At 39.4% G+C, this 14,229-nt stretch carries 18 protein-coding genes; 10 read left to right on the top strand and 8 right to left on the bottom strand.

The annotated features are described in order from the left end of the window. Positions 1–33 precede the first annotated feature (33 nt). From yggU to ADA56_RS05815, 4 genes are all read right to left on the bottom strand, one after another. Positions 34–321: a DUF167 family protein YggU gene (yggU, locus tag ADA56_RS05830; protein ID WP_049358014.1), complete on the bottom strand. Its 288-nt coding sequence runs from the start codon at positions 319–321 to the stop codon at positions 34–36. Between the two features lie 78 nt (positions 322–399). Beyond that, entirely contained in the window at positions 400–945 is a 546-nt protein-coding gene (locus tag ADA56_RS05825; protein ID WP_049358015.1) for a YggT family protein, read from the bottom strand. Then, entirely contained in the window at positions 945–1,892 is a 948-nt protein-coding gene (gene corA / locus ADA56_RS05820; RefSeq protein WP_049358016.1) for a magnesium/cobalt transporter CorA, read from the bottom strand. Before corA ends, ADA56_RS05825 begins: the two co-directional genes overlap by 1 nt. A gap of 314 nt (positions 1,893–2,206) precedes the next feature. After that, a complete protein-coding gene (locus ADA56_RS05815; RefSeq protein ID WP_049369783.1) occupies positions 2,207–2,806 on the bottom strand; it encodes a YajG family lipoprotein in 600 nt (199 codons plus the stop codon). Between the two features lie 84 nt (positions 2,807–2,890). Here ADA56_RS05815 and ADA56_RS05810 point away from each other — a divergent pair, with 84 nt between their 5' ends. The 10 genes from ADA56_RS05810 (at position 2,891) to mnmA (ending at position 12,162) form a co-directional block, all read left to right on the top strand. Further along, positions 2,891–3,202 (top strand): BolA family protein, encoded by a 312-nt coding sequence (locus ADA56_RS05810; protein ID WP_049369782.1) that lies wholly within the window; start codon positions 2,891–2,893, stop codon positions 3,200–3,202. A 400-nt stretch (positions 3,203–3,602) separates the two neighbouring features. Then, positions 3,603–4,946, top strand: a complete 1,344-nt coding sequence (locus ADA56_RS05805; RefSeq protein ID WP_005695371.1) for a Na(+)-translocating NADH-quinone reductase subunit A — start codon at positions 3,603–3,605, stop codon at positions 4,944–4,946. Between the two features lie 2 nt (positions 4,947–4,948). Next, entirely contained in the window at positions 4,949–6,184 is a 1,236-nt protein-coding gene (locus ADA56_RS05800; protein ID WP_014064157.1) for an NADH:ubiquinone reductase (Na(+)-transporting) subunit B, read from the top strand. Continuing rightward, positions 6,177–6,968: a Na(+)-translocating NADH-quinone reductase subunit C gene (locus ADA56_RS05795; protein WP_005695373.1), complete on the top strand. Its 792-nt coding sequence runs from the start codon at positions 6,177–6,179 to the stop codon at positions 6,966–6,968. Before ADA56_RS05800 ends, ADA56_RS05795 begins: the two co-directional genes overlap by 8 nt. Next, the gene (locus ADA56_RS05790) at positions 6,968–7,597 is read left to right on the top strand and encodes an NADH:ubiquinone reductase (Na(+)-transporting) subunit D (protein ID WP_005695375.1); all 630 of its coding nucleotides are present in this window, start codon (positions 6,968–6,970) and stop codon (positions 7,595–7,597) included. Before ADA56_RS05795 ends, ADA56_RS05790 begins: the two co-directional genes overlap by 1 nt. A gap of 3 nt (positions 7,598–7,600) precedes the next feature. Further along, a complete protein-coding gene (nqrE, locus tag ADA56_RS05785) occupies positions 7,601–8,197 on the top strand; it encodes an NADH:ubiquinone reductase (Na(+)-transporting) subunit E (protein WP_049362633.1) in 597 nt (198 codons plus the stop codon). Between the two features lie 10 nt (positions 8,198–8,207). Next, a complete protein-coding gene (gene nqrF, locus ADA56_RS05780; RefSeq protein ID WP_049362635.1) occupies positions 8,208–9,443 on the top strand; it encodes an NADH:ubiquinone reductase (Na(+)-transporting) subunit F in 1,236 nt (411 codons plus the stop codon). A gap of 144 nt (positions 9,444–9,587) precedes the next feature. Next, on the top strand, positions 9,588–10,628 hold the full coding sequence (locus tag ADA56_RS05775) for an FAD:protein FMN transferase (RefSeq protein WP_049369781.1): 1,041 nt from the start codon (positions 9,588–9,590) through the stop codon (positions 10,626–10,628). A 2-nt stretch (positions 10,629–10,630) separates the two neighbouring features. Next, the gene (nqrM, locus tag ADA56_RS05770) at positions 10,631–10,891 is read left to right on the top strand and encodes a (Na+)-NQR maturation NqrM (RefSeq protein WP_005629187.1); all 261 of its coding nucleotides are present in this window, start codon (positions 10,631–10,633) and stop codon (positions 10,889–10,891) included. Positions 10,892–11,007: 116 nt separating this feature from the next. Then, positions 11,008–12,162, top strand: a complete 1,155-nt coding sequence (mnmA, locus tag ADA56_RS05765; protein ID WP_143422662.1) for a tRNA 2-thiouridine(34) synthase MnmA — start codon at positions 11,008–11,010, stop codon at positions 12,160–12,162. Positions 12,163–12,207: 45 nt separating this feature from the next. On the opposite strand, the gene rplS is transcribed toward mnmA, so the two are convergent. From rplS to rpsP, 4 genes are read right to left on the bottom strand one after another with little or no spacing between them, the layout of a single operon-like run. Further along, on the bottom strand, positions 12,208–12,558 hold the full coding sequence (gene rplS / locus ADA56_RS05760) for a 50S ribosomal protein L19 (RefSeq protein WP_049358025.1): 351 nt from the start codon (positions 12,556–12,558) through the stop codon (positions 12,208–12,210). A gap of 36 nt (positions 12,559–12,594) precedes the next feature. After that, a complete protein-coding gene (trmD, locus tag ADA56_RS05755) occupies positions 12,595–13,335 on the bottom strand; it encodes a tRNA (guanosine(37)-N1)-methyltransferase TrmD (RefSeq protein WP_049369774.1) in 741 nt (246 codons plus the stop codon). Positions 13,336–13,372: 37 nt separating this feature from the next. Then, on the bottom strand, positions 13,373–13,900 hold the full coding sequence (rimM, locus tag ADA56_RS05750) for a ribosome maturation factor RimM (protein ID WP_005697003.1): 528 nt from the start codon (positions 13,898–13,900) through the stop codon (positions 13,373–13,375). A gap of 44 nt (positions 13,901–13,944) precedes the next feature. Then, a complete protein-coding gene (gene rpsP / locus ADA56_RS05745; protein ID WP_049369775.1) occupies positions 13,945–14,190 on the bottom strand; it encodes a 30S ribosomal protein S16 in 246 nt (81 codons plus the stop codon). Positions 14,191–14,229: the final 39 nt, after the last annotated feature.

The raw sequence follows: 14,229 nt of genomic DNA, 5'->3' as shown, positions 1-14,229 counted from the left end.
TTGGTAGAAAGTGCGGTGATTTTTTTACTGATTTTATAAGAGATTTTGAATTTCAGATGGAATTAATTTGGGCGAAGGAATCCAAACTTGTTTATGTCGGTTTAATTCACCTTTTTCAAGAACTATCGAGCTTTTAGGTACTTTGAATGCTTTACTCAAAAATTTCAGCAAGTGAGTATTTGCTTGACCATCAACAGGTGGTGCGCTAATCGTGATTTTGAGTTCATCATCATGCAATCCCACAATTTGATCTTTACTGGCTTTGGGTTGCAGAATGATTTTAAGACGTAGTCCTTCAGGTGTTTGTTCGATTGCTGACATAACTAAATTTACTCACCACATTTACAATAAGGGCTGGAAGATCCAGCCCGAAAAAATAATGTTATTTTTGACCGCACTTTAAGCGGCGATAGCCCATAAAACCTGGAAGTAGTCGTAAAAGAGATTATTCAAAAATAACAGAATAATGGCGATAACCATCGGTGAAAAATCAATCGCGCCCACAGTTGGTAAAATACGTTTAATTGGTTTTAATAATGGCTCAGTAAGTTGATATAACGCATAGAATGCAGGGTTATTGCCACGATTAAACCAACTTAAAATTGCGCCAGCGATTAACACATAGAAAATGGCTATACCGATATTTTTAATCAGCCCTAATATGCCCAATAGTAGGAAGTAGTTGAGATTTAACCCGCCAAACAGAACCGATTTCAATCCGCAAAGCAAGAAGACTAAAACCAGTGCAGTAGTTTCCACTTTTTTCACCACAGGAAAAACTTTACGCAATGGGGCAATAACTGGCTGGGTTAATTTCAGCGTAAATTGAGAAATAGGATTGTAATAATCCACGTTCGCTAAGGGGAGCCATACGCGTAAAATTAACACTAAACAATACAGATCGATAATCGATCCTAAAAATAATGCAGTTTGGGAAATTTCCATTATAACCAACCTTTCCGTTTAAAATAGATATAAGGCGTAAGCGCCGCACCAATCATTAATCCAATAGCCATTGGGTAACCATATTTAAAATGGATCTCTGGCATAAATTCAAAGTTCATCCCGTAAGTAGATGCCACAAGTGTTGCCGGTAGGAACATCACCGACACCACCGAGAAGAATTTCATGATTTTATTCTGCTCGATATTAATATAACCCATTGCCGCCTGCATTAAAAAGTTTACTTTTTGGAACAATGATTCATTATGCGGTTGCAATGATTCGATATCTCGTAAGATTTCTCGTGCTTGTTCTAACTGATTTGGCGGTAAGCGAGTTTTACGCACCAAGAAACCCAATGCACGTTGTGTATCCATCAAACACAAACGCACTTTAGAACTGGTATCTTCTTGTTCTGTTAGGGTATTTAAGGCTTCATTGAAAGCTTCATCTTGCGTACCGTTTAAAATCACGCGACTTAATTTTTCTAAATCCGCATAAACGTTTTCGATAACATCGGCTAATTGCTCAATTTTGGTCTCAAATAAGTCGAGTAAGACTTCATACGCATTGCATTCCAATAAGCGTTGGCTACGGGAACGCATACGATATAAACGGAATGCCGGTAATTCACGATCACGCAGGGTGAATAAACGACCATCACGAATAGTAAATGCTACGCTTGCGAGGTCAGCGTAGTTTTCTTCGTCTTCACAATAGAAGAATGAGTGCAAGTGCAAGCCATCTTCGTCTTCGAAGAAACGTGCGGACGCTTCGATATCTTCCAATTCGAGGAATGAGGCGAGACTTTGTCCTAAGCCTTCTTGCAACATTTCACGTTCTTCCCCTGTCGGCTCCAGCAAATCTAACCAAATGGCAGAGCTGAGATCGGCTGGTTCGTCATCAATACGAAGCAAGCGGGAATCGTTAATGGCAAAAGCGTTAATCATTGGTCATACTCCTTTTGGGATTATGAAGATCCAACTGTGAACAAAAAAAGATCAAACGAAATTGGCACTAGAGAAAAGTGCGGTCAAATTTTTGTATGTTTTAAAAATGGGTTTCGTTCGATAAAAGATGCCGAAGAAAGGTAAATTGATTACCAGCGAGCTCTCGCTGATAAGAGGCGAGAGTCTAAAGCGATATTCGGTATCGACTATGACTGTCCAAAGTGTGTGTCCTTCTCGTTAAAAAATCGGTCGAATGTTACGCTTGAAAGGTGTATTCGTCAAGTGATTATTGAAAAGGACACGGCACTTTTTAATTAATTGGTATATTGATTAATTGCGTTAGTAACTTCTTGATCTTGATAGATATTATTAACAATATCTTTGAAGGTTTCACCTAATACTTTTTGAATTTCATCATTGCTCGCATTAAATGCGCCAGACTGTGAACGTGTTGCATTAAAGGTTTTGTTGTATTGTCCGCGTGGACCTTGTACATAAACCACCGCTTGAATTTTGCTGTTCAAGGTATAACGTAAATTACCTTGATCTACGTGAGTGTTGAATTCTTTCACTTCAACGGTTACACCCGCATTCGCATTATTAGCTTGTCCGATACGGAAACCTTTGCTGACTAAATTTTGTTGCATTACTTGTTGGAAAAGTTGAGTAACGCTTGGTGAGGCGTTTAATTTAATTAGTTCGCCTGATTTAGTATAAGTTGCAATTTCTTGTTGTGGACGAGAATCGCGAGTATTAACTGTTACCACTGCTGATTGGTTAATATTCATTGATGCAGTTGGCGATTGAGGGGTAAAAGTTAAGGTATTAGATTGTGCTTGGCAACCCGCTAAAAATAATGTCGCAGCCGCCAACGTCATTGTTGATAATGCTTTGATTTTGTTTGTTACTTTCATAATTTCCTCATTGAATTAGGTTAATTTGTGTTATTCTTACAAACTTAACGCTGAATGTATAGCAAAAAGTTAGGGAGTTTATTTATGTCAAAACAGCAAGAATTATTAGAGAGAATTCAAGCCGAATTCCAACCGCACTTTGCCACGGTAGAAAATGAAAGTCATATGCACAGTTCTGGCCGTGGAGCCGATTCTCATTTTAAGTTGGTGATCGTAAGTGATGCTTTTGAAGGTATGCGTAAAGTGCAACGTCACCAAAAACTTTACCAACTTTTTGCTGATGATTTAAAAAATGGCATTCACGCATTAGCTCTTCACCTCTATACAAAAAGCGAATGGGAGAGTCTAGGTGAAGCATTTCCAAAATCACCAAATTGTCTTGGTGTTGGACAGTAAGTATGCCCTTACGTTCCCTATATTAGATTTTCATAAGAAGAGAGAAGGCGAGAGACATTCTCTCTTTTTTATTTTTAATTCCTATTTATTTTTAACTCCTAATAAGTATAAGCCTAAAAGGTTCACAAATATTTCACAAAAAGTGAGGGCGTAAAGTGGAATAAAAGCCCATTTTTCGATAGAATAAGGCGCTTTTAATTTTAGAATTTCAATTTCTGGATAAGTGGGCGATTCCTTACTCGTCGAGAAATTAAACAGATTTGAGTTTTTAAATTTATGTGTCAGTTAATAATGCTTTGATCTCAAAGTATTTTCTGTCACGCTCAATCGCGAGATTGCTTTTAAGGCATATGCTTTGATTGCAATCGTGTTTTTAACCTAGAAAAGTAGTGCAAACAGTATGATTACAATCAAAAAAGGCTTGGATCTTCCTATTGCAGGAAAGCCAGCACAAGTAATCCATAGCGGTAACGCTGTGAATCAGGTTGCGATTCTTGGTGAAGAGTATGTGGGTATGCGTCCTTCTATGAAAGTACGCGAAGGCGATGTTGTTAAAAAAGGCCAAGTGCTTTTTGAAGACAAGAAAAACCCTGGAGTGGTTTTTACAGCCCCTGCGAGTGGTACTATCACTGTAATTAATCGTGGCGAAAAACGTGTATTACAATCTGTGGTCATTGATGTGCAAGGTAACGATCAAGTTACTTTCGCTAAATATAACGCAGGTGAGCTCAATACGCTTTCTTCTGAACAAGTTAAACAAAACCTCGTTGAATCCGGTTTGTGGACAGCGTTCCGCACTCGTCCGTTCAGCAAAGTGCCTGCCTTAGATGCAGAACCTTCTTCTCTGTTTGTAAATGCGATGGATACCAATCCTTTGGCTGCAAATCCAGAGGTGGTATTAAAAGAGCATTGGCAAGATTTTATTGACGGTTTAACGGTATTAAGTCGTCTATTCCCAAATAAACCATTAAATTTATGTAAAGCTGGTGATAGCAATATCCCAACCGTGGATTTACCTAACCTAAAAGTACATGATTTTGGCGGTGTCCATCCTGCTGGTTTAGTGGGTACTCATATTCACTTTATTGATCCAGTTGGTGTGAATAAAACTGTATGGCATATCAATTACCAAGATGTGATTGCTGTAGGTAAATTATTCACCACGGGCGAACTTTATGTAGAACGCATTATTTCTCTTGCGGGTCCGCAAGTGAAAGAACCTCGTTTAGTTCGTACCGTAATCGGTGCTAACCTTTCTCAATTAACCGCAGGTGAATTAAAAGACGGTAATAACCGTGTGATTTCTGGTTCAGTACTTTGTGGTCAAACAGCAAAAGATGCTCACGACTATTTGGGTCGTTATGCATTACAAGTTTCTGTGATTGCAGAAGGTAATGAGAAAGAGTTCTTAGGTTGGATCACACCACAATCGAACAAATATTCGATTACCCGTACCGTATTAGGTCACTTTGGTAAGAAATTATTCAACTTCACTACCGCAGAGAATGGTGGTGAGCGTGCAATGGTACCAATCGGTAGCTATGAGCGCGTAATGCCGTTGGATATTTTACCGACATTATTATTACGTGATTTAATCGTGGGCGATACCGATGGCGCACAAGCGTTAGGTTGTCTTGAATTAGATGAAGAAGACTTAGCATTATGTTCTTTCGTTTGCCCGGGCAAATATGAATACGGTTCAATCTTGCGTCAAGTATTAGATAAGATTGAGAAGGAAGGTTAAAAATGGGTTTAAAAAATCTTTTTGAAAAAATGGAACCCGCGTTTTTACCAGGTGGTAAATACAGCAAGCTTTATCCGGTCTTTGAATCGATTTATACCTTGCTTTATACACCAGGTACGGTAACGCACAAAAACACACACGTTCGTGATGCGTTAGACTCAAAACGTATGATGATTACGGTTTTCCTTGCGTTGTTCCCAGCGATTTTCTACGGGATGTACAATGTGGGTAACCAAGCGATCCCTGCCTTAAATCAATTAGGCAATTTAGATCAATTAATTGCTAACGATTGGCACTATGCGCTTGCAAGTTCATTAGGTTTAGATTTAACCAATAATGCAACTTGGGGCTCAAAAATGGCGTTAGGGGCGATCTTCTTCTTACCAATTTACTTAGTGGTATTTACCGTTTGTACAATTTGGGAATTATTATTCTCAGTGGTGCGTGGTCATGAAGTAAATGAAGGGATGTTCGTTTCAACCATTTTATTTGCGTTAATCGTTCCACCAACATTACCACTATGGCAAGCTGCACTAGGTATCACCTTTGGTATCGTGGTAGCGAAAGAAATCTTCGGTGGTGTAGGTCGTAACTTTATGAACCCAGCGCTTGCTGGTCGTGCGTTCTTATTCTTTGCTTATCCGGCTCAAATTTCCGGTGACTTAGTATGGACTGCTGCAGATGGTTTCTCTGGTGCAACCGCACTTTCACAATGGTCTCAAGGTGGTCAAGCAGCATTACAACACACTGTAACCGGTCAACCTATTACTTGGATGGATGCATTCATTGGTAATATTCCAGGTTCAATGGGTGAGGTTTCAACGCTTGCGTTGTTAATCGGTGGTGCAGTGATTGTATTCACTCGAATTGCTTCTTGGCGCATTATGGCTGGTGTCATGATCGGTATGATTGGTACAGCAACCTTATTCAACTTAATCGGTTCTGATTCTAACCAAATGTTCTCAATGCCTTGGCATTGGCACTTTGTATTAGGTGGTTTTGCACTTGGTATGATCTTTATGGCAACCGACCCAGTATCAGCTTCATTTACCAACACGGGTAAATGGTGGTACGGTGCGTTAATTGGCGTGATGGCGGTATTAATTCGTACAGTGAACCCAGCTTATCCAGAAGGGATGATGTTAGCGATTTTATTTGCAAACTTATTTGCACCAATTTTCGACTACATCGTGGTTCAAGCAAATATCAAACGTCGGAGAGCAAGAACAAATGGCTAAATTTAATAAAGATAGCGTTAGCGGTACAGTTACCGTTGTTGTGTTGCTAAGTTTAGTGTGTTCTATCGTGGTTTCTGGTGCTGCAGTAGCATTAAAATCCAAACAAGATGAACAAAAAGCACTCGACGTTCAACGTAACATTTTAACTGTTGCTGGCTTAATGAAAGAAGATAATGCATCAGTAATTAAAGACACTTACAGCAAATTTATTGAACCACGTTTAGTTGATTTGCAAAGTGGTGATTACGTTCAAGCTTCAGCAGAAGAAATTAATAAATTTGAACCTAAAGATGCCGTTAAAGATCCCGCTAAAAGCCAAGCTATCCCAGCTGAGGCTGATAAAGCAGGAATTAAGGTTCGTGCAAACCAAGCGCGTGTTTATCTTGTAAAAGATGAACAAGGCAATGTAACCCAAGTGGTATTACCAATGTATGGCCGTGGTTTATGGTCAACCATGTATGGTTTTGTTTCTGTTGCACCAGATGCGAATACCATCAAAGGTATTACTTACTATGATCAAGGTGAAACAGCTGGTCTTGGGGGCGAAATTGCGAACCCACGTTGGCAAGCACAGTTCGTTGATAAAAAATTATTCGATGAACAAGGTAACCAAAAATTCAAAATCTATAAAGGTAGCTCTGCTGCAGATAAAGAGCACGGTGTAGATGGTTTATCAGGTGCAACTTTAACCAGTAATGGTGTTCAAGGTTCATTTGATTATTGGTTCAGCCAAAATGGCTTTGGTCCATTCTTAGCGAAATTTAAAGCAGGAGAAATCAAATAATGGCTGATGCAAAAGTAAACTTAAAAGGTCTTTTATTCGATCCTATTGTTAAAAATAACCCGATTGCCTTGCAAATTTTGGGTATCTGTTCTGCATTAGCGGTAACGACCCAATTACAAACCGCGATCGTTATGGCGATTGCGGTAAGTTTGGTAACCGGTTTCTCCAGTTTGTTCATTTCATTGATTCGCAACTATATTCCAAATAGTATCCGTATCATTGTGCAACTGGCGATTATCGCATCTTTAGTAATCTTAGTTGACCAAGTACTAAAAGCTTATGCTTATGGTTTATCTAAACAACTTTCTGTATTCGTTGGTCTTATCATTACAAACTGTATCGTAATGGGACGCGCAGAAGCGTTTGCGATGAAATCACCTCCGCTAGAAAGCTTTGTTGATGGTATCGGTAACGGTTTAGGTTATGGTGCGATCTTATTAATTGTTGCAACATTACGTGAACTAATTGGTTCTGGTCGTTTATTTGGTTTCCCTGTATTCCAAACAATTCAAGACGGTGGTTGGTATCAACCAAACGGTTTATTCCTTCTTGCACCAAGTGCGTTCTTTATTATCGGCTTCGTTATTTGGGGCTTAAGAACGTGGAAACCTGAGCAACAGGAGAAATAATCAATGGAACATTATATTAGCCTATTCGTGAAGGCGATCTTCATTGAAAACATGGCGCTCTCTTTCTTCTTAGGGATGTGTACTTTCCTTGCGGTTTCTAAGAAAGTTTCTACGGCATTTGGCCTTGGTGTTGCGGTAACAGTAGTACTTGGTATTGCGGTACCAGCGAACCAATTTGTGTATGAACATGTATTAAAAGATGGCGCTTTGGTAGAAGGTGTGAGCCTTGAGTTCTTAAACTTCATTACCTTTATCGGGATTATTGCGGGTCTTGTTCAATTACTTGAAATGACTTTAGATAAATTCTTCCCAGCACTTTATAACGCATTAGGTATCTTCCTTCCACTTATCGCCGTAAACTGTGCGATCTTTGGTGGTGTATCTTTTGCGGTACAACGTGAATACACTTTTGCAGAATCTGCAGTTTATGGTGTAGGTGCGGGGCTTGGTTGGATGTTAGCAATCGTTGCGCTTGCAGGCTTAACCGAAAAAATGAAATATGCCGATGTACCGGCAGGCTTAAAAGGATTAGGGATTACCTTTATCACTGCAGGCTTGATGGCGCTTGGCTTTATGTCATTCTCTGGTATTCAGTTATAAGGAGGCATAAATGAGCGAATCTTCAATTTTATTATTAGGTGTTGCGGCATTTACGGTTATCCTTTTAGTGCTCGTTGCGATTATTTTATTCGCTAAATCAAAATTAGTGGATTCTGGTGATATTACCATTTCTATTAATGATGATCCTGAAAAAGCGATCACTTTACCAGCTGGTGGCAAATTACTTGGCGCGTTAGCAAGTAAAGGTATTTTCGTTTCTTCTGCTTGTGGTGGCGGTGGCTCTTGTGGTCAATGTATTGTGAAAGTGAAAAGTGGCGGTGGTGAAATTCTCCCAACTGAACTTTCTCATATTAATAAACGTGAAGCAAAAGAAGGCTATCGTTTAGCTTGCCAAGTGAATGTAAAAGGCAATATGGACGTTGAACTTCCAGAAGAAATCTTCGGTGTGAAAAAATGGGAATGTACCGTTATTTCTAACGATAACAAAGCAACCTTTATTAAAGAGCTTAAATTAGCGATTCCTGAAGGTGAAGAAGTTCCTTTCCGTGCGGGTGGTTATATCCAAATCGAAGCTGATCCACATACGGTTTACTATAAAGATTTTGATATTCCAGAAGAATACCACGAAGATTGGGACAAATACGATTTATGGCGTTATGTGTCTAAAGTGGATGAGCATATTATCCGTGCTTACTCAATGGCTTCATATCCAGAAGAGAAAGGCATCATTATGCTTAACGTGCGTATTGCAACGCCTCCACCACGTCAACCTGATGCGCCTCCAGGTCAAATGTCTTCTTACATTTGGTCATTAAAACCAGGTGATAAAGTGACAATTTCTGGTCCATTCGGTGAATTCTTCGCGAAAGAAACCGATAATGAGATGGTATTCATCGGTGGTGGGGCAGGTATGGCACCAATGCGTTCTCATATTTTTGACCAATTAAAACGTTTACACTCTAAACGTAAAATGTCATTCTGGTATGGTGCACGTTCTAAACGTGAAATGTTCTATGTGGAAGATTTTGATCAGCTTCAAGCAGAAAATCCGAACTTTACATGGCATGTGGCATTATCTGATCCGTTACCAGAAGATAACTGGACAGGTTACACCGGCTTTATTCACAACGTACTTTATGAAAACTACTTGAAAAATCATGAAGCACCAGAAGATTGTGAATACTATATGTGTGGACCTCCGGTGATGAACGCTGCGGTAATCAAAATGTTGAAAGACCTCGGTGTTGAAGATGAAAACATTTTATTAGATGACTTTGGTGGATGATTTTAGTTAATCAATTCATCATAAAAACTGACCGCACTTTGTGATGAAGTGCGGTCAAAATTTAAGGTATTTTTAGAAAATTTTCTATGATTACAGGTAAGTTTTGTTGAGTTTGCCGGTAATTCACAGATGTAGGAAATCCAGATGAAAAAATTAATAAGCGGTATCATGGCGGTGGCAATGGCATTAAGTCTTGCTGCCTGTCAAAAAGAAACAAAAGTTATCTCATTAAGTGGTAAAACAATGGGAACAACTTATCATGTTAAATACCTTGATGAAGGCTCAATGAAAGCAACATCTGAAAAGACGCATGAAGAAATTGAAGCTATCTTAAAAGATGTGAACGCGAAAATGTCCACTTACAAAAAAGATTCGGAACTGAGCCGTTTCAATCAAAATACCCAAGTGAACACACCGATTGAGATTTCAGCAGATTTTGCCAAAGTATTAGCCGAAGCGATTCGTTTAAATAAAGTGACTGAAGGTGCATTGGATGTAACTGTTGGTCCTGTCGTGAATTTATGGGGATTTGGTCCTGAAAAACGTCCGGAAAAACAACCTACACCAGAACAATTAGCTGAACGCCAAGCATGGGTTGGTATTGATAAAATTGCCCTCGATATGAGTGGTACAAAACCGACATTAAGCAAAGCACTTCCTCAAGTTTATATCGATTTGTCCTCGATTGCTAAAGGCTTTGGCGTTGATCAGGTGGCTGAAAAGTTAGAACAATTAAATGCTCAGAATTACATGGTTGAAATCGGCGGTGAAATTCGTGCGAAAGGAAAAAATATTGAAGGCAAACCTTGGCAGATCGCAATTGAAAAACCAACTACAACAGGTGAAAGAGCGGTTGAAGCTGTCATTGGATTAGACAATATGGGAATGGCAAGTTCTGGCGATTATCGTATTTACTTTGAAGAAAATGGTAAACGCTTTGCTCATGAAATTGATCCGAAAACAGGTTACCCAATTCAGCATCATTTAGCCTCAATTACGGTCCTTGCTCCAACCTCAATGACTGCAGATGGTTTATCAACAGGGTTATTTGTGCTGGGTGAAGACAAGGCGTTAGAAGTGGCAGAAAAAAATAATCTTGCCGTTTACTTAATTATTAAAACAGATAATGGTTTTGTCACAAAATCATCCTCTGCGTTCAAAAAATTAACAGAAACAAAAGAATAGTTATGCAAACTTTATTTTTTACTTTAATCGCTTTTGTCGCGATTATATTGTTGATGTCTATCGGATTTATTATCAAAAAACAAAGTTTAAAAGGCAGCTGCGGTGGTTTATCTACCCTTGGTATTGCCAAAGCTTGCGATTGTGATAAACCTTGCGACACGCTTCAATCAAAATTAGATGCGGGCGATGAACAAGCAAAAGCCGAATATGAGCAAAAATTTGCGAAAAAAGATGATGATTCGCAATTTTATGAAGTGAAATAACTTGCTCAAAAATGACCGCACTTTATGTGCAAAATAAACCTAACGGCAAAATTATTTTGCCGTTTTCTCATTCAATGACCAATGTGCTTCGCCTTAACCGAAGTTACGGGAGAACTATGTTAATTTCAAATACTTATAATCAACACTTTCCTCAACTTACACAAGAACAGCTTGCGAGAAATGCTACCAAAAAAGTGATTTGTGGTATGTCTGGCGGCGTGGATTCTTCTGTGTCAGCTTTTATTCTTCAACAGCAAGGCTATCAGGTGGAAGGCCTGTTTATGAAAAACTGGGAAGAAGATGATGATACGGATTACTGTACTGCCGCAGCTGATCTTGCAGACGCTCAGGCTGTATGTGATAAGTTGGAGATTAAACTACATAAAATTAATTTTGCTGCAGAATATTGGGATAATGTTTTTGAGCATTTTCTAACTGAATATAAAGCAGGGCGCACGCCTAACCCAGATATTCTGTGTAATAAAGAAATTAAATTTAAAGCATTTTTAGAATATGCAGCAGAAGATCTTGGTGCCCATTACATTGCAACAGGGCATTATGTACGTAGAGCCGGTGATGATGAAAATGCAAAATTATTACGTGGTCTAGATGCCAATAAAGATCAAAGTTATTTTCTTTATACCTTAAGCCATAAACAAGTAGGGCAAAGTTTATTCCCCATTGGTGAAATTGAGAAGCCGATTGTTCGCGCTATTGCTGAAGATCTTGGCTTAATTACGGCAAAGAAAAAAGACTCTACCGGTATTTGTTTTATTGGTGAGCGTAAATTTAAGGATTTCTTAGCGCGTTACTTACCGGCTCAACCTGGTGATATTCGTACTGTTGATGGTGAAATTATTGGTCGCCATGATGGTTTGATGTATCACACGTTGGGACAGCGTAAAGGATTAGGCATTGGTGGTTTAAAAAATGCGGGTGATGAGGCTTGGTACGTGGTAGATAAGGATGCAGAAAATAACGAACTTATTGTCGCTCAGGGGCATGACCATCCTCGTTTATTTTCAAAAGGTTTGATTGCTAGCCAATTACATTGGGTTGATCGCGAACCAATTCGAGAGTTATTACGTTGTACGGTGAAAACACGTTATCGCCAACAAGATATTCCTTGTGTGATTGAACCGATTGATGATGAAACTATTAGAGTGATTTTCGATGAACCTCAATCAGCCGTCACACCAGGACAATCTGCCGTATTTTACCTTGGTGAAATTTGTTTGGGCGGTGGGATTATCGAAGAACGGATTAAATAACCTAACAAAAAAGGCTTGGGATCCCAAGCCTTTTTCTTTGCGAAATTATTCGCCCAAACGCTCTTTAATACGAGCAGATTTACCTGAACGTTCACGTAAGTAGTAAAGTTTAGCTTTACGTACTGCACCTTTACGTTTAACAGTGATTGAATCTACAACTGGTGAGTGAGTTTGGAATACACGCTCAACACCTACACCGTTAGACACTTTACGTAAAGTAAATGCTGAGTGCAAGCCACGGTTACGAATTGCAATAACCACGCCTTCGAATGCTTGCAAACGACGTTTGCTACCTTCAACTACCCATACTTTAACTTCTAAAGTATCACCTGGGCGGAAGCTAGGTACGTTTTGTTTTAATTGTTCTTGTTCAAGTTGTTTAATAATGTTAGACATTGTTTGATCCTTTATTGATCCTAGATGTAACTGAAACTAACTGTTATATTCGGCTTGCGCCTCTTTTAACAGTTTACGTTGTTCGTCAGTCAGAGCTAGGCCTTCTAAGAGCTCAGGGCGTCGGAGCCACGTTCTTTGTAGCGATTGTTTTAATCGCCATTTGCGAATTTCTTCGTGATGTCCCGACATCAGCACGGATGGCACAGTTAATCCTTCTAACACTTCCGGTCTGGTGTAATGCGGGCAATCTAATAAACCGTCTGCAAAAGAATCTTCTTCTGCGGAGGCTTGTTTGCCTAATACACCGGGAATAAAACGAGCAACAGCATCAATTAATGTCATTGCCGGCAATTCCCCACCAGTCAGAACGTAATCGCCAATTGACCATTCTTCATCAATTTCAGTTTGAATCAATCGCTCATCAATACCTTCGTAACGTCCACATACCAAAATCAATTTCTGATTTTTAGCAAGCTCGGTTACGCCGCCTTGATCGAGTTTACGTCCTTGTGGCGAAAGGTAAATCACCTTTGCGCCTTCTCCTGCCGCTGCTTTCGCAGCATGAATCGCATCCCGTAAAGGTTGCACCATCATCAGCATTCCCGGACCACCACCATAAGGACGGTCATCCACGGTTTTATGCTTGTCGAATGTAAAATCTCTTGGATTCCAACATTCTACTTGCAGAAGATTATGTTTTACGGCTCTACCTGTAACCCCAAATTCCGTAATCGCTTTAAACATTTCGGGGAATAATGAAATCACCCCTATCCACATAAAAAGCCTACTACATTACGTTTGTGCATACTTGAGATTAGAAACCAGCGTCCCAATCCACTTCAATTGTTTTCGTGGTGAGATCGACTCTTTTAACTACTTGTTCATACAAGAATGGAATTAACCGCTCTTGTTTTCCAAAAGCATCTTTAGTATTGGCTTTAACCACTAATACATCATTAGAACCGGTTTCCATCATCTCTGTTACCGTTCCCATTGTATAACCTTCTAGGTTGACGACTGAACAACCGATTAAATCGTGCCAGTAATAATCGCCCTCTTCCAGTTCTGGGAAAACAGATAAATCCACACCAATTTCAACATTTGCTAAAGTTTGTGCAGCTTCACGATCATCAACGCCTTTTAATTTAACGATGATTTCGTGATTATGATGGCGCCAGTTTTCTAATTCAGTTGGCTGCCATTCACCTTTGATTTTTAAAAACCAAGGTTGATAATCAAAAATGCTTTCAGCTTGTTCTGTTGATGAATAAATACGTAACCACCCACGGATACCGTAGGTTGAGCCTAATTTGCCCACAACTTCAATGCGTTGTTGTTCCATATTTTTCACCTATCTTAGTTTAAGAACTAAATCAAAAAGCGAGATTATGCTTTTTGAGCTTCTTTCACCAAAGTTGCAACACGGTCTGAAAGTGATGCACCTTGAGCAACCCAGTGGTTTACACGCTCAAGATCAACACGAAGACGCTCTGCGTTACCTTGTGCGATTGGGTTGAAGAAACCTATACGCTCAATGAAACGATCGTCACGTGGTGAACGGCTGTCAGCTACTACGATTTGATAAAATGGGCGTTTTTTAGCTCCGCCACGAGATAAACGAATGGTTACCATAACCTTCCTCTAAATGTTTAATTACTAAAAGAATATTCT

The sequence above is a fragment of the Parahaemophilus parainfluenzae genome, assembly GCF_001055095.1.
In the GTDB taxonomy this organism is placed as follows: domain Bacteria; phylum Pseudomonadota; class Gammaproteobacteria; order Enterobacterales; family Pasteurellaceae; genus Haemophilus_D; species Haemophilus_D parainfluenzae_Z.
This window is presented reverse-complemented; position numbering and strand designations above follow the sequence as displayed.